The organism is Streptococcus sp. SV2, from assembly GCF_030440175.1.
Classification (GTDB): domain Bacteria; phylum Bacillota; class Bacilli; order Lactobacillales; family Streptococcaceae; genus Streptococcus; species Streptococcus raffinosi.
In genome coordinates, this window is record NZ_JAQFJQ010000001.1 from 178918 (window position 1) to 204476 (window position 25559).

The 25559-nt window shown below is 42.8% G+C and carries 26 protein-coding genes and 1 riboswitch; of the genes, 3 read left to right on the forward strand and 23 right to left on the reverse strand.

Going from position 1 to position 25559, the window contains the following annotated elements:
- Positions 1-109: 109 nt before the first annotated feature.
- The 3 genes from PCY14_RS00775 to PCY14_RS00785 all read right to left on the reverse strand — a co-directional run bounded on the left by PCY14_RS00775 (position 110) and on the right by PCY14_RS00785 (position 3189).
- Positions 110-1696: a DEAD/DEAH box helicase gene (locus PCY14_RS00775; protein WP_301363049.1), complete on the reverse strand. Its 1587-nt coding sequence runs from the start codon at positions 1694-1696 to the stop codon at positions 110-112.
- A 194-nt stretch (positions 1697-1890) separates the two neighbouring features.
- Positions 1891-2796, reverse strand: coding sequence for a magnesium transporter CorA family protein (locus PCY14_RS00780; protein ID WP_175057267.1), 906 nt, complete (start codon positions 2794-2796; stop codon positions 1891-1893).
- Positions 2797-2808: 12 nt separating this feature from the next.
- Entirely contained in the window at positions 2809-3189 is a 381-nt protein-coding gene (locus PCY14_RS00785; protein ID WP_301363050.1) for a PH domain-containing protein, read from the reverse strand.
- A 103-nt stretch (positions 3190-3292) separates the two neighbouring features.
- Positions 3293-3413, forward strand: a riboswitch (TPP riboswitch).
- A gap of 79 nt (positions 3414-3492) precedes the next feature.
- On the opposite strand from PCY14_RS00785, the gene thiT reads away from it, so the two are divergent.
- Complete coding sequence (gene thiT, locus PCY14_RS00790) at positions 3493-4068, forward strand: energy-coupled thiamine transporter ThiT (protein ID WP_301363051.1); 576 nt, start codon at positions 3493-3495, stop codon at positions 4066-4068.
- 289 nt (positions 4069-4357) lie between these two features.
- Here the strand turns inward: thiT and PCY14_RS00795 are convergent, their stop codons facing one another.
- From PCY14_RS00795 to murF, 3 genes are all read right to left on the reverse strand, one after another.
- Complete coding sequence (locus PCY14_RS00795; protein WP_215644099.1) at positions 4358-5902, reverse strand: peptide chain release factor 3; 1545 nt, start codon at positions 5900-5902, stop codon at positions 4358-4360.
- Positions 5903-6250: 348 nt separating this feature from the next.
- Positions 6251-6916, reverse strand: a complete 666-nt coding sequence (locus PCY14_RS00800) for a TIGR02206 family membrane protein (protein WP_301363053.1) — start codon at positions 6914-6916, stop codon at positions 6251-6253.
- Between the two features lie 181 nt (positions 6917-7097).
- On the reverse strand, positions 7098-8471 hold the full coding sequence (murF, locus tag PCY14_RS00805) for a UDP-N-acetylmuramoyl-tripeptide--D-alanyl-D-alanine ligase (protein ID WP_301363054.1): 1374 nt from the start codon (positions 8469-8471) through the stop codon (positions 7098-7100).
- Positions 8472-8683: 212 nt separating this feature from the next.
- On the opposite strand from murF, the gene PCY14_RS00810 reads away from it, so the two are divergent.
- Complete coding sequence (locus tag PCY14_RS00810) at positions 8684-9313, forward strand: hypothetical protein (protein WP_051176054.1); 630 nt, start codon at positions 8684-8686, stop codon at positions 9311-9313.
- Positions 9282-9971 (forward strand): hypothetical protein, encoded by a 690-nt coding sequence (locus PCY14_RS00815; RefSeq protein WP_301363055.1) that lies wholly within the window; start codon positions 9282-9284, stop codon positions 9969-9971. Before PCY14_RS00810 ends, PCY14_RS00815 begins: the two co-directional genes overlap by 32 nt.
- A gap of 93 nt (positions 9972-10064) precedes the next feature.
- Here the strand turns inward: PCY14_RS00815 and PCY14_RS00820 are convergent, their stop codons facing one another.
- The 17 genes from PCY14_RS00820 to PCY14_RS00900 form a co-directional block, all read right to left on the reverse strand.
- Positions 10065-10919 carry a cysteine ABC transporter substrate-binding protein gene (locus PCY14_RS00820; protein WP_070579596.1) on the reverse strand — a complete coding sequence of 285 codons (855 nt, stop codon included), beginning with the start codon at positions 10917-10919 and terminating at the stop codon, positions 10065-10067.
- A 43-nt stretch (positions 10920-10962) separates the two neighbouring features.
- Complete coding sequence (locus PCY14_RS00825; protein ID WP_164376271.1) at positions 10963-11721, reverse strand: amino acid ABC transporter ATP-binding protein; 759 nt, start codon at positions 11719-11721, stop codon at positions 10963-10965.
- Between the two features lies 1 nt (position 11722).
- Positions 11723-12400 carry an amino acid ABC transporter permease gene (locus PCY14_RS00830; RefSeq protein WP_008535333.1) on the reverse strand — a complete coding sequence of 226 codons (678 nt, stop codon included), beginning with the start codon at positions 12398-12400 and terminating at the stop codon, positions 11723-11725.
- Positions 12360-13040, reverse strand: coding sequence for an amino acid ABC transporter permease (locus PCY14_RS00835; protein WP_008535334.1), 681 nt, complete (start codon positions 13038-13040; stop codon positions 12360-12362). The genes PCY14_RS00830 and PCY14_RS00835 overlap by 41 nt, the downstream gene beginning before the upstream one ends.
- Before the next feature lie 542 nt (positions 13041-13582).
- A complete protein-coding gene (locus PCY14_RS00840; protein ID WP_301363056.1) occupies positions 13583-14629 on the reverse strand; it encodes a D-alanine--D-alanine ligase in 1047 nt (348 codons plus the stop codon).
- Between the two features lie 159 nt (positions 14630-14788).
- Positions 14789-14992: a copper chaperone CopZ gene (gene copZ / locus PCY14_RS00845; protein ID WP_143567764.1), complete on the reverse strand. Its 204-nt coding sequence runs from the start codon at positions 14990-14992 to the stop codon at positions 14789-14791.
- Between the two features lie 72 nt (positions 14993-15064).
- Entirely contained in the window at positions 15065-17293 is a 2229-nt protein-coding gene (locus PCY14_RS00850; protein ID WP_293917344.1) for a heavy metal translocating P-type ATPase, read from the reverse strand.
- Between the two features lie 3 nt (positions 17294-17296).
- The gene (locus tag PCY14_RS00855; protein ID WP_164376268.1) at positions 17297-17728 is read right to left on the reverse strand and encodes a CopY/TcrY family copper transport repressor; all 432 of its coding nucleotides are present in this window, start codon (positions 17726-17728) and stop codon (positions 17297-17299) included.
- Between the two features lie 140 nt (positions 17729-17868).
- The gene (trpA, locus tag PCY14_RS00860; RefSeq protein ID WP_301363057.1) at positions 17869-18651 is read right to left on the reverse strand and encodes a tryptophan synthase subunit alpha; all 783 of its coding nucleotides are present in this window, start codon (positions 18649-18651) and stop codon (positions 17869-17871) included.
- Between the two features lie 3 nt (positions 18652-18654).
- Positions 18655-19863: a tryptophan synthase subunit beta gene (trpB, locus tag PCY14_RS00865; protein ID WP_003094500.1), complete on the reverse strand. Its 1209-nt coding sequence runs from the start codon at positions 19861-19863 to the stop codon at positions 18655-18657.
- Complete coding sequence (locus PCY14_RS00870) at positions 19860-20441, reverse strand: phosphoribosylanthranilate isomerase (protein ID WP_301363059.1); 582 nt, start codon at positions 20439-20441, stop codon at positions 19860-19862. The genes trpB and PCY14_RS00870 overlap by 4 nt, the downstream gene beginning before the upstream one ends.
- Entirely contained in the window at positions 20428-21195 is a 768-nt protein-coding gene (gene trpC / locus PCY14_RS00875; protein ID WP_301363060.1) for an indole-3-glycerol phosphate synthase TrpC, read from the reverse strand. The genes PCY14_RS00870 and trpC overlap by 14 nt, the downstream gene beginning before the upstream one ends.
- Positions 21192-22196: an anthranilate phosphoribosyltransferase gene (gene trpD, locus PCY14_RS00880; RefSeq protein WP_014634922.1), complete on the reverse strand. Its 1005-nt coding sequence runs from the start codon at positions 22194-22196 to the stop codon at positions 21192-21194. The genes trpC and trpD overlap by 4 nt, the downstream gene beginning before the upstream one ends.
- A gap of 90 nt (positions 22197-22286) precedes the next feature.
- A complete protein-coding gene (locus tag PCY14_RS00885) occupies positions 22287-22853 on the reverse strand; it encodes an aminodeoxychorismate/anthranilate synthase component II (RefSeq protein ID WP_002884711.1) in 567 nt (188 codons plus the stop codon).
- The gene (trpE, locus tag PCY14_RS00890) at positions 22850-24205 is read right to left on the reverse strand and encodes an anthranilate synthase component I (protein WP_002884468.1); all 1356 of its coding nucleotides are present in this window, start codon (positions 24203-24205) and stop codon (positions 22850-22852) included. Before trpE ends, PCY14_RS00885 begins: the two co-directional genes overlap by 4 nt.
- A gap of 78 nt (positions 24206-24283) precedes the next feature.
- Positions 24284-24562, reverse strand: coding sequence for a chorismate mutase (locus PCY14_RS00895; RefSeq protein WP_004183228.1), 279 nt, complete (start codon positions 24560-24562; stop codon positions 24284-24286).
- Between the two features lie 577 nt (positions 24563-25139).
- Positions 25140-25490, reverse strand: a complete 351-nt coding sequence (locus PCY14_RS00900) for a PBECR2 nuclease fold domain-containing protein (protein ID WP_014634923.1) — start codon at positions 25488-25490, stop codon at positions 25140-25142.
- Positions 25491-25559 lie beyond the last annotated feature (69 nt).

Here is a 25559-nt window from a genome sequence, read left to right on the forward strand (position 1 = left end):
GAAAACACTCTATTTTTATAGAGTGTTTTCAGAAATCTTTTCATAAGTGGTTTTCAAATAAGAAAATATGAAATAAAGTTCTTTCCACTACTGATTACTGTCTTGGTACTTACTTATCACCCTTGTTACGGATGACAAAGCCGTTTTTCTTTTCGCTTGAGGTACGGTGTGGGCGTTTGTTGCCATGGTTTTCGAAGTCACGGCTATTCTTCTTAGACTTGCGTTTGAAGTCACGACGGCCACCGTCTCGGTCATCGCGGTTACGGTCGCCACGGTATCCACCACGACGGTTGTTATCGCGACCGCGGTTGCCACGACCACCTTTGCCGCCTTTACCACCAAAGCCACCACCTGATGGTTTGAATGGCAATGGTTTTTCACGCGCAATTTCCACTTCTGGCATTGTCTCTGGATCTTGAACGGTTAAGCTCAAGATGTAAAGGGCCAATTCTTCAGGTGTGAATTCTTGAGCCAATTTAACCGCATCGCCCTTGAACTTGTCAAAGTTAGAACGGATAGCTTCATCCGCAAAGTCACGTTCAATCTTCTTAAGGGCAACTTTCTTCTTAGCTTGGAAGGCTTCTTGAGCTGTTGGTGGCTTAAGACCTTTCATGCGTTTCTTAGTCAAGTTTTCGATGATTCCCAAGTAACCCATTTCGTTTGGAGCAACGAAAGTAATCGATTGACCTGATTGGCCTGCACGGCCTGTACGTCCAATACGGTGAACGTAGCTTTCTGGGTCTTGTGGGATATCGTAGTTGTAGACGTGAGTGACACCTGAAATGTCAAGACCACGCGCTGCAACGTCTGTGGCAACCAAGATATCGATTTGGTCGTTCTTGAAGTCACGGATAACACGAAGACGTTTGTTTTGGTCAAGGTCACCGTGGATACCTTCTGCACGGAAACCACGAAGTTTCAAACCACGTGTCAACTCGTCCACACGACGTTTGGTACGTCCAAAGACGATTGACAACTCTGGTTGGTCAACGTCCATAAGGCGAGTCATGGTATCGAACTTCTCTTGTTCCTTCACTCGGATAAAGTATTGGTCAACGTTAACATTGGTCAATTCTTTAGCCTTGATTTTCACATGCTCAGGATCTTTCATGAACTGAACGCCAATACGTTTGATAGCATCAGGCATAGTTGCTGAGAAAAGAAGGGTTTGACGTTCTTCTGGCACTCGGCTAATGATAGCTTCAATGTCTTCAAGGAAGCCCATGTTAAGCATTTCATCCGCTTCATCCAAAATCAAAGTCTCAATGTTATTGAGTTTAAGAGCCTTACGTTTGATAAGGTCAAGGAGACGACCTGGTGTCCCTACAACGATGTGGGCACCTGAACGGAGGGCCTTGATTTGTTTTTCAATGCTAGAACCACCGTAAACTGAGCGAACTTTAACGCCTTTGTCACGACCAAAACGGAAAAGCTCTTCTTGAGATTGCACTGCCAACTCACGTGTTGGGGCAATAACAAGGGCTTGGATTGTATTTTCTTCTGTACGAATTTTATCTAGGGTAGGCAAACCAAAGGCAGCTGTTTTACCAGTACCAGTTTGGGCCTGACCGATAACATCCTTACCTTCAAGAGCGAGTGGAATTGTCAACTCTTGGATAGGTGATGGTTTTTCAAAACCAACAGCTACAACAGCTGATTGGATGTCTTCTGATAGGTTTAAATCTGTAAATTTCAAAGTATTCTTCTTTCTATTTGAAGGCGGTGCGAAGCCACCTTATGAGACTTGGTTGTGTAGTAGATTAACTACCTGTATTTAATAGTCGTTTATTTTAACAACTCATCTAGTCTATCATATTTAGAAATAAAAAGACAGAAAATAACGTTTTAAAACCGCCTCCAATTTAAGAAGACGGTTTCACTCACTAATTATTATTTATGGACCAACCAACGCAAGTAGCGGGCCAAGACCAAACAAAGGATCGCACTACCGATAATGATGAAAATCCAGGCTGGACTGACAGTCATAAACGGTAGAGGAACATTCATCCCAAAGAAACCAGTAATAACGGCAATCACTCCTAAAAGTACCTCAATAATGGACAGATTGCTCAAGTTGTTGTTCAAGTTGTTGTTTAGGATATTGTCATAAGAACCTGATAGGTGCTGTAAGACCTTAGAAATAAGATCCGTCATGGCAACCAACTGCCTGGCTTCAATCATGGCATCATCAAACTGCTCTTTTTCGACCTCATTGAGACGACGATAAATGGCGTGCCCCTTGATGTGTTCCAATAGAAGACGGTTTTGTGTGGCTGCAGCCACCAAATAGACCATGCCTATTTCCAAATCTGAAAGATCGTAAAGATTCTTACTCGTCGTTGTCTGTCTTAGGCGTCGACTAACCTCATCTTTTTGCTGATCCAAACATTCAATGACGGGATAGTAGGCATTTGAAATCATCTCAAGTCCTGCAAAGAGCAATTTGTAGATAGACAAATCCTCATGGTTATCCACATAATCTTGCATCTTGCTTATCACATAAGCGTTATCCTCGTTACTAATGGTCACCAAACGCGTATCTTGAACAATAAAGGTCAGAGGAATGGTTTCATAGTATTCCTTGTCCTTCTCAAGAGCCAGAACATTATAGATAAAAGTGATTGTTCCATTCTCACGGTTGTAGTCCATGTGAGCTCGTTCATTTTTATCCAAGGCATACTCTATGGTTTCCTGGTCAATATCATACTTGGTATAAAGGTAGGATTGCTCAGAAATAATATCTGAGTCAATATTAATCCAGTGACGCTTATAACCCAGTTCTTTTTCAATAAACATTTTTCTTCCTCATTACTTTAGCACTGCTGCTGCCAAAGCTTGTTGAATTTCAAAGACGTTATTATCACTCTTAAATTGCAGGACCTCTGCGGGCTCCAGTGCTGATGAAATCCAAATCTTAAGCTCAGCATCTAGGTCAAAGTGACCCGAACTTTCTACAGTAAAACGAGAAATCGAGTGATAAGGGATAGACTTGTAGGAAGTCTTCTTCCCGGTAACACCTTGCTTATCGACTAAAATCAAGCGCTTCTCTGTAAAGACAATCAAGTCACGAACAAGGGCATAGGCTAACTCCACCTGTTCACCTGGAATTAAGATGCCCTCCAATTGGCGCTCAACCTTATCATTATCTTTTTTAGATGCATTGCCAAGCAGTCCTGAAAAAAGTCCCATAGTTATTTCTCCTTTTTTATTGTAAAGATAATCCTTGCTTTAACTATACCACAATTTTAGGATTTCAGACACTTGCAAAAATGGGTTTCTGGTAGTACAATTAAGGAGTCACAAGAGGAGCAATTGCTGAGAATGGCTAGCTTGAATTTTTTCTTCAAGACTTGCCTAAACTCTTACCACCTGATCAGGTTAGGACCTGCGTAGGGATGTGTCTCAAAATAGATTGAATAGAAGAACTTCTATGACAACGTTTTGATGTGGCAAAAATAGCCAATCAAGACGATTGGTATAGGAGGTTTTTTTATGTCGAAAACAAGTATTCGACCAATGATTGAGGTTGCCCTTTTTGCAACCATTGCTTACATTCTCGACTTGGTTACTCAACCCATGTCCCTAGGCCCTTGGATTTCCCTTTCCTTTAAAATGGTCCCTATCTTCCTCCTTAGTTTTCGCTGGGGAGTTGGAGCTGGTGCAATGGGAGGCCTTATCTGGGGATTACTCCAAGTGGTGACAGGACAAGCAGCCGGCGGTTGGCTAACCTTAACACAAGGTTTTCTGGAATATTTTGTTGCCTTTAGCCTTATTGGGATTAGTGGTGTGGTCAAACCAGCCCTCGATAAAGCCATCATACAAGGGAAAAAGCTCAAGTCTCTAGTGTATATCACTGGCGGTATTCTGCTAGGGGGCTTTTCACGCTATCTCATTCACTTTATAGCCGGTGTCATCTTTTGGGGAAGCTATGCTCCTAAAGGACAAAGCCCTTATCTCTACTCATTTATTATTAATGGCTCATCTTTCTTAGGAGAAACATTAGCCAGCCTCATCGTTTTCTTCGCCCTACATCGATTCCTAGGCAGATTACTCAATACGGAAAAATAAAAGAAACCATAGGACAGTCTTAAGTGGAAGTCCTATGGTTTTTTGTGTGTTTAAAAGATATTACGACATGAGAAAACGGAAACGATATTTTTCCGTTTTCGAGTTAGTAAGGGACTTAGCCACGGTCCCATAGGATACTTCGTAAATAACATCACTAAGATATTACGACACGAAGTCAGACGAATCGATATTATTCGTCTGACGTAGTTAGTGAGACGGCTAGCTAGCCACAAGATAGGGGCTAGCGTCAAAAGATGAACGATTTAAAATCGTCATCTTTTGTGCCGTATTACATCTTCTCTTCCAATGTCACATCTGGATATTTGTCCGCAAACCAACGGAGGGCAAAGTCATTTTCAAAGAGGAAGACTGGTTGGTCAAAGCGATCTTTGGCCAAGATATTTCGGCTTGATGACATGAGTTCATCGAGGTCCTCAGGTTGAATCCAACGCACAGTCTTTTTACCCATTGGTGTCATAACGACTTCGGCATTGTATTCATTTTCCATACGGTGTTTGAAGACTTCAAACTGAAGTTGACCAACGGCACCAAGCATGTATTCACCTGTTTGGTAATTGGTGTAGAGCTGGATGGCTCCTTCTTGCACCAATTGTTCAATTCCCTTGTGGAAAGACTTCTGTTTCATGACGTTTTTAGCAGAAACTTTCATGAACAATTCTGGTGTAAAGGTTGGTAGTGGCTCAAATTCAAATTTGTTTTTTCCAACAGTAAGAGTATCACCAACCTGGTAGGTTCCTGTATCGTAAACCCCGATGATATCTCCAGCCACGGCATTTTCAACATTTTCACGGGATTCAGCCATAAACTGAGTGACGTTAGAGAGCTTAGCTCCTTTACCAGTACGTGTTAGATTAACACTCATACCACGCTCAAATTCACCAGAAACGATACGAACAAAGGCAATACGGTCACGGTGACGTGGGTCCATATTGGCTTGGATTTTGAAAACAAAACCAGAGAAATCCTTGTTAAGAGGATCAATCTCATCACCATCTACGGTCTTGTGGCCATGTGGTTCTGGAGCAAATTTGAGGAAGGTATCGAGGAAGGTTTGAACTCCGAAGTTAGTGAGGGCAGAACCGAAGAAGACCGGTGTCAATTCACCTGCTAAAATAGCCTCTTCAGAGAATTCATTTCCTGCTTCTGTCAAGAGTTCAATATCTTCTTTAGCTTGCTCATAGAATGGGTTATTGGCAAATAGAGTATCACCATCTTCAATCTTGGCAAAGCGCTCGTCACCTTTATAGAGCTCCAAGCGTTCGTTATAAAGGTCATAAAGTCCTTCGAAGGCTTTACCCATACCGATAGGCCAGTTCATTGGGTAGCTGGCAATACCAAGCACTTCTTCCAACTCTTCCAAGAGGTCAAGTGGCTCACGTCCATCACGGTCCAATTTGTTCATGAAGGTGAAGACAGGAATCCCACGGTGTTTGACAACTTCGAAAAGTTTTTTGGTTTGGGCCTCGATACCTTTGGCTGAGTCAACGACCATTACGGCAGCATCAACCGCCATAAGGGTACGGTAGGTATCTTCTGAGAAGTCCTCGTGCCCTGGAGTATCAAGGATATTGACTCGTTTGCCGGCATAGTCAAACTGCATCACAGATGAGGTTACTGAGATACCACGTTGTTTCTCAATATCCATCCAGTCTGATTTAGCAAAGTTTCCGGTTTTCTTACCTTTTACGGTACCAGCTTCACGGATTTCACCCCCAAAGTAAAGCAATTGTTCAGTAATTGTTGTTTTACCAGCATCGGGGTGAGAGATGATGGCAAAAGTACGGCGTTTTTTGATTTCGTCTTGAATACTCATAGTTTTCTTTCTTCTTTGAAAATAATCTTTTTGTTACTTTTCCTTAGTGGCATGGATGTCAGCAGCTTCTTAGTAAATCTCAAAAATCCCATGTCCCAGAGCTACTAATAGCAATAGGGTTTTACCAGAACGAAAAGCAAGATCGTTGTAGCACTTCTTTCAGAAAATTTCTGTCTTTTGAAAGCTACATTTGTTGTCAAGGCTTGCGATAATTCTCGCAGGCACAGCCCTTTTATTATATCCAAATTACAGTGTGAAAGCAATTCTGAAAGCGTTTTGTGTTAGAATAAAACAAATAAAATGAAAAAACACGCTATCAACTCTCTGATGGCGTGTTCCTTCATTTATTCAATACTTTTCTTCAAAATATTCCAGACCTTTTTTCATAACTATCATAAGAAAAATCAAAGCTCCTGAAACAGCAAGGTATTTGATAGGTAACCAGGCGTCTGAGATAAAAGGGGTATGTCTTAATAAGCCGTAATTTCCGTTAACAAAATGATTAACAACTACAAGTCCGAGATTCAATAGCAAGGTAAGCGTCACAATCATATTCTTTGAAATAGGGTGAGTCTTATAGGTCCTCAAAAGATAATTGAGGCTATTGACCAGTAGAGCATAATGCCCAATGATGAAGGAAATACTGGAGATATGCGGAAAATCATAAGGATCAAATATGGGATGAATGATCGCACAAGAACCTCCAACCAAGCCCATAAGTGCAAAATAAGTTTTGACCTTACTATCTTTTAGGAGCAAGAGGGAGAGCATGGCCAAGCGGCAATGGTAAAGAGGGAGACTATCATCTAAAGGAAATCCCTGCCAAATATACCAAATGTAAAGGCTAATCAGTTGAACGGCTTGAACTCCTAGAAAAGTCAGACGCCAACTTTTTTTAGCATGCCAAGACCAACTCAGGTAAGCCAGCAGCACCAATACCATTAGCATCACCAGATAATAGGGCAAAGGTATCTGTGGTGGCCGGGTTTGGGTCGTTGTAAAAAAATCCTTCATTCTCTTCTCCTGATAAAATTGCTATTCTCGTTATTATATCAAATTTCAGGTAAATCAAAAACCTGCTTTAACGAGCAGGCTTTTGATTTAAGACAATCTAATTTTGTGACTTTCCTTAAGTTAGTTCGGTCACCACTTCTTCAAAGTTCCATAAACAGCTCTTTAATGCAGGTTTTAGAGCTTAATCCTTAGCTTGGAGTTCTTCAACAACTCTAGCTAGGTTCATAGAGTTGGAGCCCTTGAGCAAGATTTGATCGTGCTCGCCTAGGCTTTCTTTGATGCGTTTAACCATAGCGTCAAACTGGTCCTCGTCAGCTGTCTTCTTGAAATAATAGACATGACCAATCGGGAACATCTGGCTAGCAAGTTGCGACAAGTCCGCAATGTCTTCACCGTAGAAAATTACCGTATCAATAGCATCTGGTGCCAGGCTAAGAATCATCTGCGTGTGAAGTTGGACAGACTGTTCACCGAGTTCTTTCATATCGGCTAAGACAGCAATCTTCTTACCTCCTTCATTCTTAGGAATGGCTGAGAAGGTCTCCAAAATGAGCTTCATTGCTGTCGGATTGGCATTGTAGACGTCTGAAAGAATATCTGCGCCATTGGCTGCTTTTTTCCATTCGGTACGATTCTTTGTCAGCTGCAAGTTGGCCAAAGCTGAGAAGATATTTTCCTCAGTCACACCCCAGTGTTTAGCGACATAAGCCGCAACCATAGCATTTGTGGCATTGTACTTTCCAGTGACTGGCAAGGTAACTTGTCCATCTAGGAAGTTAGTTGAGAAGGTGAGGTGATCCTTGTATTCTGTCAAGTCAGAGACTGTTAGATCAGAGCCCTCACCAAATCGTACCACTTCAAGATTGCTTGGCAAGAATGGATCTACGATAGGATCACTTGGCACAAGTAAGAGGCTGCCATCAGGCATACCGTCTTGCATTTGCATCTTACCTTGGGCAATCTTGTCACGGCTACCGAAGAACCCCAAGTGAGCCTCTCCGATTAAGGTAACAACAGCTGTTTTTGGCTTCGCCAAGGTTGACAAGAGGTGAATATCACCCATGTGGTCTTGTCCCATCTCAAGGACGATTTTTTCAGTATCATCAGGCATGTGAAGGGCGGTATAGGGAAGACCAATCTCGTTATTGTAGTTACCTTGGGTCTTGTAGGTGCGGTAGGTCGTTGCCAAAATATCATGAATCATGTCCTTGGTAGTTGTCTTACCGTTAGAACCAGTCACCGCAATGACATCAACACCAGTCTTTTCAAGATAGTAGGCAGCTAGTTTTTGGAAGGCCTCAAGAGCATCCTCAACTAGGATGTGGGCTTGATCAGCTGGTAAGTCTTTTTCTGTGAATGTCGCTAGAGCACCATTTTCAAAGGCTGTTTGGATAAACTCGTGCCCATCACGCACACCCTTAAGTGGCAAAAAGAGATCGCCCGCTGTAATCTTACGGCTATCAAACTCAATCTGGTTAATAGCGACATCTTCATAGGCAGTGACATCATTTTTAGCGCCAACAACCTTGGCAATTTCATGGAGTGTCAGTTTCATCTTAAAATCCTCTGTTTTATTTTTTTACAAATCTGACAAAAAATAGGCTTTCTTGTCTCTCAATATACCCTCCAATTATATCACAAATCGGCCTAGCTTTTGCTTGGGAGATGAATTTGTTACAATGGTTGATGAAAGGATTAGGCATGACAAAGAAAAAATCAATTCGTCCCTCTAACAAAGAGAAAAACAGAAAAAGTGACTGACAAAGTATTGAAGAACCCAAAAGGTGGCACTTTAATTGGAGAAAGCTAGTTCTACTAGAGCCAACATCTGAATTGATCATCTTAATAATACTAGCACTGCTGTATGGTGGTTTTTATTATTACGATCATTATACAGTCAACAAAGATAACATTTATGGTCTCTGGCAGTCTGATCATCATAAGTTAGCGATTTCCTATAAGCATCTCCGGAAAAGAGGAAATATCGACTGGCAAGTCGTACAGGATGGTAAGTATATTATCTATGCTGCTAGAACTCGCCCTATCAAGCGCTTCAATGACGGCACCCTATACTTGGAGCTTTATACAGTGGAAGGCTACCTGACTGACCTCCCGACCAAGGATGGTTTCAGCTACATGGATTTTTATCTTCGCAAAGACAATTATCTCACTTACGACGGTGACTCCTATAAGCGCATAGACTCTGGGAACAAGACTGTCACTTGGAAAGATGGTTCTACCAGCCCTTATGACGAACGGAAAACTACTATAGACGAGGTTTTTGAAGCCTTCTATTTGATACTTATGGGTATTTGCTCATTTCTTATCGTGATAGAGGCTCGGCAAAAGAGGATAGAGAAGCTCAATGAGACACCAAACAAAAAGAAAATACGCTGACCGAAAGAATCTCAACCGAAAGTATCAGTCACAAAAAGCATATCGGAAAGAACAAAAACGTAAAACGGGGTGGCGAGCACGCTGGGATAACTTTACAGACCGTTTAGCCAACATTTTTGGGATAGGTTTCCTAATCCTCTTACCTATACTCATTATCTATGGTATTTTCTTTGATCATAACGTTTATAAAGACAGTATCTATGGTCTTTGGCAATCTGAAAGTCATCAGATTGCCATATCCTACGAAAGAGGTCGCAAGGGAAGTAAGATTGATTGGGAGATTGTTCAAGATGGAAATGTCCTCATTAAAAATGCACGCATCGATGACATTAAACGCTTTAATGACGGTACCCTCTACATCGAAGTTTATGCCAAGGAGCGCCTGCTTTCAGTCCTTCCCGCTAAGAACGGCCTCAACTATTTGAATATGTATGTCCGTAAAGACAATTATCTGACCTATAATGGCGAATCCTACAAACGGATTGATGATGAAAACAAGAGCATTACCTGGAAAGATGGCTCTAAATCCCCTTACGGTCAACGAATAACCTTGTTTGATCGTCTGGAACCCTATCTCCTATTTGGTATGTTTGGAGGCTTGCTTAGCTATGTCCTTTTCGTTGAATGGAAGATCAAAAGAAACTATAAAAACCAATAAAACCACTCCTGCTTAAATCTAGTCTAGCTAGAAGCAGGAGTGGTTGTTTTATTCTTATTAAGCAAGACTTGCCTCTTTAAGAGGGGGACAGTCTTATTTCACTTCGCCACCTTCAACCACGAGGTCATCAGCTTTAGCTGCATCACCGTAAGTTGGGTGAAGTGTTTTTTCATAATCTTTGTGGAAGAAATTCTCTTCGCCAAGTTTCTTAATGTCTTTATTGATAAAGTCAAGGAGTTCTTTGTTACCTTTTTGAACGGCTGGGGCAATCGTATCCGGGTCACCAAGAGATGTGATTCCGACTTCGTAACCTTTATTTTCTAGAGCCCAAGCAAGAACTTCTGTATTATCTGTTGAGAAGGCATCGCCACGACCATCAAGGAGGGCTTGGTAAGCGTCGCTATATTGGTCATACTTTTGCAATTTGATATTTGGATAGTTCTTTTCAAAGTAAGTTTCAGCAGTTGTCCCCTTAGTAACAATCAAAGTCTTACCTTCAAGCTCTTTAACGTCCTTAATGACCTTGTCTTTAGGTGACACCACACCGATTGAGACTTTCATATAAGGAAGAGCGAAGTCCACTTGTTTCTTACGTTCATCAGTTACTGTGAAGTTGGCAAGCGTAATATCTACCTTGTTTGAAATCAAGAATTCGGCACGGTTGGCCGCATCTACTGAGACGTATTTAGGTTTAACACCCAAGTCTTTAGCCAAACGATTACCAAGTTCAATATCGTAACCTTGGTAAGCACCCTTGTTATCTACATAACCGAAAGGTTTCTTGTCCGCAAAAACGGCGATACGGAGTTCACCGCTCTTCTTAATTTCTTCAATAGTACGTGCTTTGGCTGTTGATTTACCAGAGCTACTGTTACTTGAGCAAGCAGTCACTGCCACCAAGGCAAAGACGAGGGCTAATAGGGCAAAAATTTTCTTTGTTAATTTCATAAATATCTCCTAAAATATTATATTTTTTACTAAAAACAATGGGTTACAAATAGGCACCAAACTGGCTGAAGTCAAAGACATTGAGGAACTCTTGAGCTCGCTGTGTCTTTGGATGATTGAAGAATTCTTCAGCAGTCCCTTCCTCAGCGATGACACCTTTATCCATAAAGATAATACGGTCAGCGATGGCACGCGCAAACTGAAGCTCATGGGTTACAATCAACATGGTACGCCCTTCTTGAGCGAGGTCATTGATTAATTCCAGAACCTCACGAACCATCTCAGGGTCAAGCGAGGCCGTCACCTCGTCAAAGAGGATAACTTCAGGATGCATGAGCAGGGAACGGACAATGGCCACACGTTGCTTTTGACCACCCGATAGTTGTCGCGCGAAGCTATGCTTCTTGTCCAGAAGTCCCACACGCTCCAAAAGTTTCTCAGCCTCGGCGATGACTTCTTCCTTGTTACGCCCTTGGGCTTTGACCGGCCCCAAAATCAGATTTTGTAGGATATCCAAATGTGGAAAGAGGTCATAACTTTGAAAGACCATGCCGATTTTCTGACGAATCAGATGGAAATCCTTCTTACTACCAGTGATAGACTTACCGTCTAGGAGAATATCGCCTCCTTGGATGGTCTCTAAGCCATTGATACAACGTAGGAGTGTCGATTTCCCACAACCTGAGGAACCCAGGATAACAACGACTTCACCTTGTTTAAGGTCCAAGGAGATACCTTTGAGAATTTCATTGTCCCCAAAGGACTTTTTCAAATCCTTGATTTGTAAAATGCTTTCGGTCATCTTAATTCCTCCAACGATTTTCAAGATAAGTAGACAGCTTAGAAACTGGATAACAAATGGCAAAATAAAGAATCAAAATCGTACCATAGATCCAGAAAGAAGCTGTTGGGATAGTCAAGCGGTTACTATCGATAATCTGCTGACCAACCTTGGTCACCTCAACCACACCAATCAACACCACCAAAGAGGTAGTTTTAATCATCCGGGTCACCAGGTTAATGGCCTGAGGCAACAAGCGACGCAAGACTTGTGGAATAATCACATAGGTGTAAAGCTGACTGTTGGTCAAGCCAAGGGCCCTTCCGCTCTCAAACTGGTGTCTAGGGAGCGACGTGATTGACCCACGCACCAAATCACCCATCTCAGCCGTTCCCCAAAGAGTAAAGACGATAATAGCCGATAACTCACCTGAGATATTGATGTTAAAGTTCCTAGCCAGACCAAAATAGACAATAAAGAGCAAAACCAATTGGGGCATGATACGAATAAATTCCAGATAAATACGTGACAAAAAACGAATAATCTTAGATTTCGACGTCATGACAATTCCCAAAAGGGTCCCCAATAAAAGGGAAAGAAGCACCGAAACGATGGAAATCCAAATAGTTACGCCTAGACCTTGTATGATACGTAGGAAATTATTCCCCTGAAGAAGAACTTGAAAGCCCGAATCCTGCATAGCGTAACCTCCTTTCAATCCAACTAAAGACTAGGGAAATCGGTAGCAGCATTAAGAGATAAGCCACCACCAACATACCTAAAGCCACATCGGTCTCGTAGTAAAGACCAATCAAATCTTTGGCCACATACATCAAATCCGCCAAGGCTACCGCTGAGAATACTGACGTTTCCTTGATAAGGAAAATGACGTTAGCACTAAATGACGGCAACGCCACAGCTACTGCCTGAGGAAGGACCACATAGCGAAAGACTTGGAAGGGCGTCAAACCAATAGACAAGCCCACTTCATGCTGGGTCTGACTAACGGCCTCTAGACCACTTCGGAAGGACTCCGCCATATAGGAACCACCCAAGAAAATCAAACCTACCACAGCACAGGCCTCTGAGGATAGAACCAAACCTATACGAGGCAAGCCAAAGTAGAGAAAGAAGAGCTGAATCAAGAGCGGCGTATTACGAGATAGCTCAATATAAGCCGTCGAAAGCTGACTCAAAATTGGCACTCGGTAATGACGAATAACACTCACCACCAAGCCCAAAAGGAAGGAACCAATAATCCCCAGAACGGCAATATGTAAAGTTAAAAAGAATGCCTTCTGATAAAAGGGCAAATACTGTTGAACAATGGACCAGTCCAAAACTTACCTCCTCAAAACAAGATACAAAGGGCGTAGAAAATTCCGTAAAGCAAATAGGAAACTGACGACGGGTGCTAGCACACTAGGAAGTTTATCTTTTGCTCTAGGAATTTAGCCCGTATTCAATTTCACAAGATACAAAAGGCGTATAGAATTCCGTAAAGCAAATAGGAAACTGACGGCGTGTGCGGGCACACTAGGAAGTTTATCTTTTGCTCTAGGAATTTAGCCTGTGTTCAATTCCATAAGATACAAAGGGCGTAGAAAATTCCATCAGCACTCACTGCCATCAACTTCTAGCCCTCTGACCCTTCTCTCGCATTTGAAAAGTACGGCTTCACAAAATACGAATGAATAGCTTTATGTCATTTTGAAACGTTAGCTTTATTCTACCACCGCTAAGATTATTTGGATAATATGTATTTTTTATCAGCGTGATAAAGAAAAGATATAGATAAACTGACACATTTTGTAAAGAAAAAAACACCCCAGTCTCAGAGATTTCTCCAAGACTAAGATGTCTGCTTTCTAAATCATATTTCTTAAATCAAATGGCTTTCACGTTTCTCGAACATTTCTTGTCCTAACGCTACCAATTCCTTGATAAGGTCTGTATAAGAGAGTCCCATATTTTCCCAAAGCAATGGATACATTGACCATTGGGTGAAACCTGGCATTGTATTGAGCTCATTAAGATAAATGGTTCCATCCTCAGCCAAGAAGAAATCACAGCGGGCAAGGCCACAACCACCAAGGGCACGAAAGGCCTTGGCCGCATAGGCACGCATTTGCGTCATGACTTCTGCAGGCACATGAGCTGGGATGTCCATGGTAATCTTATTGTCGATATACTTGGCCTGATAATCATAGAAGGCAACGTCTTTAACAACTTCACCTGGTTCTGTTGTTTTGACAGTCGTATTGCCAAGGATACCAACCTCGATTTCACGGGCAACCACACCCTGCTCAATCAAGATACGGCTATCATATTTGAGGGCCAAATCAATCGCTTCACGAAGCTCTGCTTCATTTTCAGCCTTAGAAATCCCAACAGATGACCCCATGTTAGCTGGTTTTACGAAAACTGGGAAGGCTAATTTTTGCACAGTTTTAGCCACTGCTGCTTCCAAATCTTCACCCTCGATGAAGACAGTGTAGGCAACCTGAGGTACACCCACAACCTCGAGAATATGCTTGGTCGTAATCTTGTCCATGGCAACGCTTGATGAAAGGACATTGGTACCCACGTATGGCAACTTGAGAGTTTCAAGGAAACCTTGGATAGACCCATCCTCACCCATAGGTCCATGAAGGATCGGGAAGACCACAGCACCTTCTTCGTAGATGTCACTTGGTTTGATAGCCTGACTCGCCACAACTGTATCATTAGTCATAAGCTTTTCATCATCACCTGGTGTTTCCGTAAACTCTTGTGTTTTGATAAAATCGCCAGACTGAGTGATAAAGTAGGTTTTAACCTCAAATGCGCTATAATCCACCGCACGCATGACACTCTCAGCTGAAAGAACAGACACTTCACGTTCTGCAGAACGTCCACCGTATAGAAGGATAAGGGTTTGTTTAGACATAGGTATACCATTTTCTTTTCTTAATTTTGTGATCTCCATCAAAAGGGAACTCATACCCTTTTAGAGAACATAATTACACTAATCATATCACAAAAAAATGGGTTTTTCAAAAGTATTGTGGATAGAAAAAAACAGCCTAAGAGCTGTTTCATTCCTGTCTTAAATTTCGTCACCAAGTTCGAACTTAGTACCTTTGAGGGCATGTTTGAGAGACCACTTCCATGGTTTCCCTTCGATAGTGACTTGTTTGTTTTCGAGGTCAACTTGAACCTTGTCTACACCTTTGACAGCAGAGAGTTTTTCAGTAACTGTGTTGACACAGCCTTGGCATTTCATTCCTGTGATGTTATATGTTTTTGTCATTTTTCTTTCTTCCTTTTCTTTAATTATTTTTAGTACACAGCTTAAGTCGCAGACGTCACAAGCAATCAACGCTTAGACTTTACGACGTTTGAGCCGGAGAGCATTGAGGACGACTGAGACAGAGCTGAAGCTCATGGCAAGTCCTGCTATCATTGGGTCAAGGAGCGGGCCTCCAAAGAGGTGGAGGACACCCATAGCTACTGGGATAGACAAGATATTGTAGATAAAGGCCCAAAAGAGGTTCTCTTTAATTGTCGTGATCGTCGCCTGACTAATTTTCAGGGCCTTAACGACATCCATGAGGTTGGGTTTCATAAGGACCATATCGGCACTTTCCATGGCAATATCTGTCCCTGACCCCATGGCAATACCGATATCGGCAGTCGCAAGGGCTGGGGCATCATTGATACCATCACCAACCATGATGACTGATTTTCCTTCGGCTTGCAGGTCACTAATCACCCTAGATTTCTCTTGCGGAAGGACTTGACTGATGACACGCTTGATGCCAACCTTTTGAGCGATAGCTTGAGCTGTTTGGTCATTATCCCCAGTCAACATGATGACTTCCTTGCCCATTTGATGAAGAGCTGTCACCATATCTGCACTGTCTTCTTTAACCTGATCGGCTACACCAAAGAGTCCGATTAACTTACCATCTTCAGCTAGGAAAATCGGTGTTTGACCATCAGCTGTCAAGTTTTGGAAATCAGCTTGTGCTGAAGTCAAGTCGACTTTTTCCTCTGTCATAAGGGTTTGATTTCCAGCTAAATAAGTTTTGCCTGCATAGCTGGCAGTAAGTCCTCGTCCTGTCAGACTTGAAAAGTTATCCATCTCTAACAAGTCTAAGTTAGCATTTTCTGCTGCCACAAGAATTGCTTGACCTAATGGGTGTTCAGACTTGGCTTCCAAGGATGCCAAAAGCTGTAAGGCTGCTCCACTATTGCCATAGGTATAGCTAGAAACCAACTGAGGTTTCCCCTGAGTAATGGTTCCTGTCTTGTCAAAGACGAGGACATCAGCCTTGTGCGCTAGCTCGAGCACATCTCCACGCTTGTAGAGAATACCGTGTCCTGCACCAAGCCCTGTACCAACCATAATGGCTGTCGGTGTCGCAAGTCCCAAGGCACATGGACAAGCAATAACTAAGACACTGACTGCTACTGTCATGGCAAAAGTAAAGGTTTGTCCCATGACAAGGTACCAGAAGAGGCCTGAAACAAGGGCGATAGCCATGACAACAGGAACAAAGACCGCTGATACCTGATCGGCAATCTTGGCAATAGGGGCCTTGGTTTGTTGAGCATCTTCAACCAATTTAATGATTTGGGAAAGCAGGGTGTCCTTACCAATCTTTTCAGCCTCATAAATTAAGCTACCTTGACCATTAATAGAACCTGCAAACACTGGCTTACCAGCGGATTTTTCAATAGGGAGTGACTCCCCTGTAAGCATACTCTCATCAATCGCAGAGCTACCAGAAATCACCTGACCATCCACGGCTATCTTTTCCCCAGGTTTGACCACAATATGGTCACCAAGAACAACCTCATCCACAGGAAGCTTGACTTCCTTACCATCCCGAAGGACGGTTGCCTCCTTGGCTGACAAGTGCATGAGTTTCTTGATAGCTTCTGAAGTTCGACCTTTAGAGAGGGTTTCAAAGTATTTTCCTAGAGTAATCAAGGTCAAGATAACAGCCACTGACTCAAAATAAAGTTGGTGGGCGTGATGGGCATGTCCCAATGAAATATGGTAAGTACCATAGAGACTATAAAGAAAGGCTGCCGATGTTGCCAAGGCTACCAAGGCATCCATGTTAGGATGACCCTTGGCCAAAGTACGAAAACCATTACTATAGAAGGAACGACCCAACCACATGACTGGAACTGTCAAAACTAGCAACACCAAGGCATAAGTCAAGGCAGCATGGTGAGGAGACAAGAAGTTTGGCACAGGTAGACCGACCATTGGCCCCATAGCTAGATAAAAAAGAGGAATGGTGAAGACCGACGACCAAATAAGTCGCTCACGCACCTTGTGAATCTTGTCTTCTTCACGCTCTTCCTGGCTTTTGGCTGTATCTGGATTGTAGACTTCGGCTTCATAACCAGCGTCAGCCACAGCTTTTTCAATCGCTTCTGGACTAACCTTATCCCTAGCGTAATCCACAGACATTTTTTCAGTGGTTAGGTTAACCACAGCCTTGTCCACGCCATCCAACTTATTAACAGCATTTTCAACATTGGCTACACAGGATGCACAGGTCATCCCATTAACCACAAAGGTTTCTTTTGCCATTTCCTATATCACCTCTATATGATGCCCACAAGCACATTGGCCAGGCACACAGTCACAAACCACCTGATCCACAGGTTCTTTTGCTACAAGTAAGGCCTGTAACTTATCCACATCAGCTTGAGTCATCGGCGTCTTTGCCATGAGTTGACCTAACAAATCGCTGTGTTTGGTCAAACAAATCTTGTCAAAAACAGCTTCTAAAGCCTGTAAATTCGCCTCATCTTCCCCCAAGCTAGCTTGATAGATAAAGCCTCGTCCTTGACGCTGACTGGTTAGATAACCCTTGTCCGCCAAACGTCCAATCAAGGTCTTTACTGTCGAAGCCGACCAGTCTAGCTTCTTTGATAGAATAGCTATAATCTCTGAAGAAGTCGCTTGCCCCTTGGCCCAGAGCACTCGCATGACTTCCCATTCCGCAGGTGAAATTGTCAGCATGATAGCTCCTTTCTGAATTTGTTGTTCGTTTACGTTTGTAGATTTATTTTAACGTTATCATGAAAAAGTGTCAAGAGTTTTATTTACATTTGTAGTTTTTTTGATGAAAAAAACTCCCCATTTCTGGAGAGTATCATCTTCTATTTTTCGAAATGTGAACCGAACTTAACAAATTCAGTGACGTCTTCTTCCTTACCGTCGTGAAGATCACGGACGATTTTTGATCCTACGATAACACCGTCTGATACAGCGTTAAAGCGTTTAATGTCTTCCTCTGTTGACACACCGAAACCTGTGAGGACTGGAATGTCTGCATGGGCAGTCAAGTTAACCAAGTGTTTGTCAAGGTCATCACGGTAATTACCAGTCTTACCTGTAACACCATTGATGGCAACGGCGTAGATAAAGCCTTCTGCCCCATCAATCAACTGTTTCTGACGCTCAATTCCTGTCGTCAAGCTTACCAAAGGAACAAGAGCAATATCACTATCTTTCAAATATGGTGTGATAAAGTCAGCATGTTCATTTGGCAAATCAGGAATGATGAGCCCCTTGACAGATGTATCTGCCAGGTCCTTAACAAAGGCTTCAATACCATATTGATAAACTGGGTTGATATAAGTCATGATCACCAAAGGCACCTGTGTTTTTTGTTCTTGAAGCTTCTTGATAATAGCTGTCAAAGTCACATCTTTAGCCAAACTACGTTGTCCTGCCAGTTCAATAACGGGACCATCAGCCACAGGGTCTGACCATGGAATACCTACCTCGATAGCTGAAACGCCACTATTTTCCAAGAGAGCGATAGTCTCAAAGAGTCCGTCTAGGCCTTTAGCGTGGTCACCCGCCATGATATAAGGTACAAAAATGCCGTGTTTACTGTCTTTGATAGCTTGTAGGTGTTTTGTTAGTGTTTTTGTCATGGTTTATTTCCCTTCTGCTTCAGCTTCAAAACGTTCTTTGACTTGCATCACGTCCTTGTCCCCACGACCTGAAAGGCAGACAAGGAGACTTTGGTCTGGCGACATCTTAGCTGCCACTTTTTGCGCAAGGGCAATGGCATGGCTAGACTCAAGGGCTGGGATAATACCTTCCAAACGTGATAGAAGTTTGAAGCCTTCGAGAGCTTCTTCATCTGTGATAGAGTCGTAAGTCGCACGGCCGATTTCGTTGAAATAACAGTGCTCAGGACCAACCCCTGGATAGTCCAGACCAGCTGAGATAGAGAAAGCTTCCATGATTTGACCATGAGCATCTTGGAGGACATCCATAAGCGCTCCGTGTAGAATACCTGGACGACCTTTGGCAAAGGTTGCGGCATGTTTATCGGTATCAAGCCCCAAACCAGAAGCCTCAGCACCATACATAGCTACTGACTCGTCATTGACAAATGGGTAGAACATACCGATAGCATTTGAACCACCACCGATACAAGCCATGACGGCATCAGGTAATTTACCGCCAGAAATCTCTGCATATTGACGTTTGGCTTCACGACCGATAACAGATTGGAAGTCACGAACAATTTCTGGGAATGGTGCAGGACCAAGGGCAGAGCCCATAATGTAGTGGGTATCATCAATACCAGCTACCCAAGCACGGAGGGCTGCATTTACAGCGTCCTTAAGCACGCGCGAACCATCGGTAACACTGAAAACTTTGGCACCAAGCAATTCCATACGGAAAACATTAAGCGCCTGACGTTTAACATCTTCTTCACCCATATAAATAGTACAGTCCATGTCGAAAAGAGCTGCGGCTGTCGCTGTTGCAACACCGTGTTGACCTGCACCTGTTTCGGCGATGATTTTCTTCTTGCCCATACGTTTGGCAAGCAAAACTTGACCAAGGGCATTGTTAATCTTGTGGGCACCTGTGTGGTTAAGGTCCTCACGTTTAAGGTAAATTTGCGCTCCACCAATATGATCAGTCAAACGTTTGGCGTGGTAAAGAGGCGTCTCACGGCCCACATAGTTTTTGAGGAGATCATCCAATTCCGCTTGGAAACTTGGATCTTCCTTGGCTTCACGATAGGCCTTGTCCAATTCAATAACGGCCGTCATCAGCGTTTCTGGAACGAACTGACCACCGAATTTTCCGTAAAATCCTTTTGCATCAGGTTGTTGATATGTCATGCTTTCACTCTTTCTATAAATGCTTTAATCTTGTCTAAATCTTTGTGACCATCTGTCTCGACACCCGAGGACACATCTAAGGCATAGGGATGGAAAGTTTCCTTGGCCTCTGCCACATTGTCCACAGTCAAGCCACCAGCTATGAAATAATCCTGCTCAATCTGCTTGTCCGCCAAGAGTTGCCAGTCAAAGGTCTGACCACTGCCAGCAATAGGAGCATCAAAAAGAAGATAATCCGCCTGGCTCTTGACTTGAGACTCACTATCCGAAATCTGAATAGCTCGAATCACTGGTACTGAAATCTGAGAAATCTGAGCTTCATCAAAAGTTCCATGAATCTGAACGATATCTAAGGGAACCTGACCAATCACTTCTTCCAGTTCCTCAAGACTTGGTGAAACAAAGACACCGACGATTTTTGTCTGGCCAGTCACTCCTTTAGCTAGCTCGTGAGCTTGTTCAAGACTCACTTGACGCTTGCTCTTGGCAAAGACAAAGCCGATGTAGTCAGCTCCTGTTTCAACCGCAGTCGCCACTGCTTCTGGTGTTGATAGTCCACAAATTTTAACCTTTGTCAATTTGCAACTCCTTGACCTTCTCAGCCACATTGTCAGCCGTCATAAGGGCAGTTCCTACCAGAATCCCATTAAAATATGGAGCAACTAGGGCGGCATCCTGACCTGTGAAAATAGCCGATTCAGAAATATAAACTGGTTTATCCTTGAAATGAGCCGACATTTCAAGACTGGTATTGATATCTGTCTCAAAAGTGACCAAATTACGGTTATTAACGCCGATGATTTCAGCACCAATACGATGAGCCACTTTTAATTCTGGCAGATTATGCGTTTCAACCAAGACTTCCAAGCCAAGGCTAGTCGCAAAATCATAGAGCTCCTTGAGACGAGCCTCTGGCAGGGCCGCTACAATCAAGAGAATGACTGTCGCACCCGCATTACGACTACGCACAATCTGTTTCTCATCAATAATGAAGTCCTTAGCCAAGGTTGGAATAGCCACCTGTGACGAAATTTCTTTCAAATAGGAAATATCCCCCTTGAAGAAAACCTCGTCTGTCAAAACAGAAATCATGGCTGCCCCATTTTCCTCATAGGTCTTGGCCTGAGCCACAATATCCACATCTAGGTTAATATCACCCATACTTGGACTAGCTTTTTTCACTTCAGAAATAATTTGCAGCTTGTTTTGATTTGACTTGAGAAAATCATAAAGACGATAGGTCTGACGTAAGGGCTGCAAGTCTTCCATGACCAACTGGGCCACTTCTTTTTCTTTTTGTTCTAAGATTGTTGGGAGAAAGGCTTTACTCATACTTGTACCTCTTGGAGTTGGCGAAGTTTCTCTAGGGCTGAGCCGTCCGCAATCAATTGACGAGCAAGCTCAACACCTTCCTTAATAGTCTCAACCTTACCATTGGCAAAGAAGCCTAGACCTGCATTAAGCACTGTTGTTTCAAGATAAGGACTAGCTTCATTTTTCAAGACACTAAGGAGAATCTCTGCATTTTCCTTGGCATCGCCACCTGTGATGTCAGACAACTCAACCTTTTCCATACCCAAATCTTCATAAGTGAAGGTGTGCTGACTGATGTGACCATCTTCCAAAAGGGTGTAGGTGTTAGTGCCATAGAGGGCAGCTTCGTCCATATTGTCAGGACCTGTGATAATAACCGCACGTTTACGTCCCAACTGTTGAATAGCATTAGCAACAATTTCTTGTAATTCCACACGATAGAGGCCCATGAGTTGTGTCTCAAGGTCAAGCGGATTAGCCAGTGGCCCAACCAAGTTCATAATCGTTGGAATCCCAAGAGCTTGGCGGGCTGGACCGATAAAACGCATAGCTGGATGCATGGTTTGAGCAAAGATAAAGGCCAAACCAACCTCGTCAAGTGCTTTAGACAGGGTTTCTGGTGATGCCGCAACGTTGATTCCAAGGGCTTCAAGGACATCAGCTGAACCAGATTTAGAGGAAATCGAACGGTTACCAGCCTTGGCCATACGAATACCGCCTGCTGCTAGAACAAAACAAACCGTAGTCGAAATGTTGAAGCTATAAGACTGGTCTCCGCCAGTTCCACAGTTACACATAGCATCTGTGAAGGTCTCAGGCAAGACAGTCGCATGTGATTTGAGGGCACGCACGATACCTGTGATTTCATCTGCTGTTTCCCCCTTAGTCTTAAGCCCCATAAGGAAGGCAGCAATTTGGCTTTCTGAGACTTCATTTTTGAGAATGCGGTCAAAGACTGCTTGGACTTGGTCTTGAGACAAGTCTTGACGGTTTGAGATTTGTAGGAATATTTCTTTCATATCTGTTTTCCTTTTAAAAACTGTTCAATGTTTTCTGATGCACGAGGAGAGGTTTTGAGCGTAGACAAATCTAGTCCAAAGACTGTCCAACTAGCCTGCAACGATTTTTACGAAATTTTCAACCATCTTAAGCCCATCTGGACTTCCGATACTTTCTGGGTGATATTGCAAACCGTAAATAGGTAGCTCCTTATGTTGAATGGCCATGATTTCTTGGTCATCAGTTGTGATAGCTGTCACATCAAAGCCCTCTGGCATTTGGTCAACGACGATGGAATGGTAACGCATGATTGGGACATCATTGTCGATATCCTTGAAAATAGGCGATGGCGTTTCAAAAGTGATGTTACTTTGTTTTCCATGCATGACATTTTTAGCCAAGCCGAGCTTACCGCCAAAAGTTTCCGCAATAGCCTGATGCCCCAAGCAAATTCCCATCATAGGTTTTTTACCAGCGAAATCCTTAATCAAGGCTTCCATTTTACCCGCATCAGCTGGCCAACCTGGACCCGGTGAAAAGACTAGCCCATCAGCTTTTTCCGCCTCTTCATAGAGGTTCTCATCATCGTTACGCAAGACCTTTACCTCTGTAAATGTCCCTAGGTATTGTGCCAAATTATAGGTAAAAGAGTCATAGTTATCAACTAATAAAATCATTGGGCATCTCCTATTCTTGTCATAGCTTTCGCCTTGTTAATCGTTTCGTAAAATTCATTTTCAGGAACACTATCGTAAACAACACCTGCACCTGCTTGAACATAAGCTTTTTGATTTTTGAGAATCATAGTACGGATAGCAATGGCAAAGTCCATATCTCCTGTCGCAGACAGATAACCAATAGCTCCCGCATAAATACCACGTTTTTCCTGCTCAAGCTCATAGATACGACGCATGGCACGAATCTTAGGTGCTCCTGACACGGTTCCAGCTGGAAGGGTTGATTTTAGCGCATCTAGTGCTGTCAATTCCGGCAAGAGTTGTCCCTTAACCACACTAGTAAGGTGCATCACATAGCGGAAATACTCAACCTCCATATACTTGGTCACCTTGACCGTACCATTTTTAGCAATCTTACCAATATCATTACGTCCTAAGTCAACCAACATACGGTGTTCCGCAGTTTCTTTGACATCATGTGAGAGTTCATCTGCCAAAGCAGCGTCTTCCGCCTCATTAGTACCACGAGGGCGAGTTCCAGCAATCGGATTGGTTACCACTTCTCCATTTTTCACTGAAACCAAGCTCTCTGGGCTGGCACCAATCACCTGATAATCTCCAAAATCGTAGAAATAAAGATAGTTTGATGGGTTGGTCACACGCAAGTTACGGTAGTAATCCAAAGGATCTCCCTCAAAGTCCGCCGAAAAGCGTTGGCTAAGCACACATTGGAACATATCTCCCTCACGAATAAGTTTCTTGGCCTTAGCCACCATATCCATGAAGACTTCTTTTTCGATATGATTTGAAAATTGCAAGGCTTGCAAGGCCTGAGGTGTAAACTCGTTTGGCGCCTGAGTCTGGAGATTGGTTACCACCTGACCAAGAGCTTGACGCACCGCATCGTTGTCACGACCAGAGTAGATATTGTCCTCAACCACATAGACCTTTTCTTTCTTGTGGTCAAAAATCAAATAAGACTCATAGATGAAGAAATGCATATCAGGTGTACCAATCGTATCTTCAGGAATCTCACCGATATTTTCATAGAGACCAATCATGTCATAGCCTGCAAACCCGATAGCACCACCTGCGAAAGGTAGGTCAGACTTGATGCCCTTGACTGTTACTTGGTCCAAGTATTCGAAAGGATCTTGATCAATCGCCTTACCATTTTCATAAAGAACACCATCCTTGAAGGTTACTTCAAAGACCGGATTGTAGGCAACAATAGAAAAACGTGCATTTTCCTTCTCACGAGGAATAGATTCAAGGATAACCTTGTGTTCCCCTTGAACACGCATATAAGCCAAGATTGGTGTTAAGGTATCGGCTGGTAAAATTTTTCTCATAATATTTCCTTTCAAACTGGTTTATCGAGAGTAATAAGACTGATGCAAGGCTCCTTTATAGGATGTATCGGCACCATATTATTCTTTGTTCACTTTCTCTTCCAAAGCAATAAATGCTTTAATCATGCTTCTCCAAACACTTTCAGCCACATCTGGCGATAAGCCAAGCTCTAGTGCCTCCTTACGACGGTTTGCTATCACTTGGGCAACACGATCACTAGCCTGGACAGCAACCTTGTCTCCCTTGGGTTTAAGCCGTCCTGCCTTTTCCACAAGTATTTGACGTTGGGCCAATAGTCGAAGCAACTGTCTATCAATATTATCAATATCAATTCGAATATCGCTTAATGCATCCATAAATACCCAACCTTTCATTGAATAATGACATAACACTTCTTTAAAGATAAAAGTAAACAAAAAACCTCACAGAGAAAAACTCTGTGAGGGCATTAAATCTAGTTTAACACGGTACCACCTCAGTTAATGGTCTCCAAAAAAACGACCATCATCTCTATCTCCTCTAACAAGGAGTTGCACGGTAAGGGGTGCCAACCGAGAAGAATATGTATTACCTTCTCATTATCATCCAATCAGCCCAATGTTCGCTCATCTCGATTACCTACTCACAATCACCGTAGGCTCCCTGAAAATCTAAGACCAGTTACTTTCTGATTTACTAACTATTGTACTCCTTTTTAGAGAGATGTCAAGAATTTTCTGTTAATTTTGACAATTCCTCCCTTATAAGAGTCGTCTATACCTAATTCAGAGAGTGAGATAGTCTTGTCACCACACTTTACAAAATAAAAAAGCCCCAAAAGGGACTTCTCGGTATGATAAACAACGGCAGGGTGACAGTCCTGCATCTCTTTCAGACCCGAAGGTGCGGCGGCTGCCTCTTCCGCCCTCGTTGTTATTTCTTATCTATATTATATCACATTTTCTTGGCTCTACCAGCATTTAGATAATTTTTCAGCTTAGAATCTTTAATCACAAACATGGTACGGACATTAAGTTTGTCACATAATCTGACTGCTACCAGAACATTACCATCAATACGTTTGATGTATTCCAAGGACTGGCCATTAGGATGGCGACCGATATAGTCCGGATGAGCAATAATCTCTGGAATACGTTCATAGGTGGCATCAAAATCACTGAATTCCTGGCGATGTTTTTCCATATGCTTCTTACGTTGTGCAGACAGCGTGATTTCTTCACCAGGCTTGTAGTCCAAATCAAAAGCTTTAATGACTTTTGGCGTCAAATGCCCTACTGTTTTCATGCCTCTATTGTACCATACCTCATACACATCAAGACCGTTCCCACTGTTAAGATATCAAAAAACTCAAGC

Excerpts from the sequence above, each read along its gene's own strand:
- PCY14_RS00820 (WP_070579596.1), bottom strand. The coding sequence starts at position 10,919 with ATGAAATTAACAAAGAAAATTTTTGCCCTATTAGCCCTCGTCTTTGCC.
- trpC (WP_301363060.1), bottom strand. The coding sequence starts at position 21,195 with ATGAGTAAAGCCTTTCTCCCAACAATCTTAGAACAAAAAGAAAAAGAA.
- thiT (WP_301363051.1), top strand. The coding sequence starts at position 3,493 with ATGTCGAAAACAAGTATTCGACCAATGATTGAGGTTGCCCTTTTTGCA.
- PCY14_RS00850 (WP_293917344.1), bottom strand. The coding sequence starts at position 17,293 with ATGGCAAAAGAAACCTTTGTGGTTAATGGGATGACCTGTGCATCCTGT.
- PCY14_RS00830 (WP_008535333.1), bottom strand. The coding sequence starts at position 12,400 with ATGCAGGATTCGGGCTTTCAAGTTCTTCTTCAGGGGAATAATTTCCTA.
- trpA (WP_301363057.1), bottom strand. The coding sequence starts at position 18,651 with ATGACAAAAACACTAACAAAACACCTACAAGCTATCAAAGACAGTAAA.
- PCY14_RS00800 (WP_301363053.1), bottom strand. The coding sequence starts at position 6,916 with ATGAAGGATTTTTTTACAACGACCCAAACCCGGCCACCACAGATACCT.
- trpB (WP_003094500.1), bottom strand. The coding sequence starts at position 19,863 with ATGACATATCAACAACCTGATGCAAAAGGATTTTACGGAAAATTCGGT.
- PCY14_RS00895 (WP_004183228.1), bottom strand. The coding sequence starts at position 24,562 with ATGGATGCATTAAGCGATATTCGAATTGATATTGATAATATTGATAGA.
- PCY14_RS00840 (WP_301363056.1), bottom strand. The coding sequence starts at position 14,629 with ATGTCTAAACAAACCCTTATCCTTCTATACGGTGGACGTTCTGCAGAA.
- PCY14_RS00885 (WP_002884711.1), bottom strand. The coding sequence starts at position 22,853 with ATGATTTTATTAGTTGATAACTATGACTCTTTTACCTATAATTTGGCA.
- trpD (WP_014634922.1), bottom strand. The coding sequence starts at position 22,196 with ATGAAAGAAATATTCCTACAAATCTCAAACCGTCAAGACTTGTCTCAA.
- PCY14_RS00855 (WP_164376268.1), bottom strand. The coding sequence starts at position 17,728 with ATGCTGACAATTTCACCTGCGGAATGGGAAGTCATGCGAGTGCTCTGG.
- PCY14_RS00780 (WP_175057267.1), bottom strand. The coding sequence starts at position 2,796 with ATGTTTATTGAAAAAGAACTGGGTTATAAGCGTCACTGGATTAATATT.
- PCY14_RS00815 (WP_301363055.1), top strand. The coding sequence starts at position 9,282 with ATGAGACACCAAACAAAAAGAAAATACGCTGACCGAAAGAATCTCAAC.
- trpE (WP_002884468.1), bottom strand. The coding sequence starts at position 24,205 with ATGAGAAAAATTTTACCAGCCGATACCTTAACACCAATCTTGGCTTAT.
- PCY14_RS00795 (WP_215644099.1), bottom strand. The coding sequence starts at position 5,902 with ATGAGTATTCAAGACGAAATCAAAAAACGCCGTACTTTTGCCATCATC.
- PCY14_RS00825 (WP_164376271.1), bottom strand. The coding sequence starts at position 11,721 with ATGACCGAAAGCATTTTACAAATCAAGGATTTGAAAAAGTCCTTTGGG.
- copZ (WP_143567764.1), bottom strand. The coding sequence starts at position 14,992 with ATGACAAAAACATATAACATCACAGGAATGAAATGCCAAGGCTGTGTC.
- PCY14_RS00785 (WP_301363050.1), bottom strand. The coding sequence starts at position 3,189 with ATGGGACTTTTTTCAGGACTGCTTGGCAATGCATCTAAAAAAGATAAT.
- PCY14_RS00900 (WP_014634923.1), bottom strand. The coding sequence starts at position 25,490 with ATGAAAACAGTAGGGCATTTGACGCCAAAAGTCATTAAAGCTTTTGAT.
- murF (WP_301363054.1), bottom strand. The coding sequence starts at position 8,471 with ATGAAACTGACACTCCATGAAATTGCCAAGGTTGTTGGCGCTAAAAAT.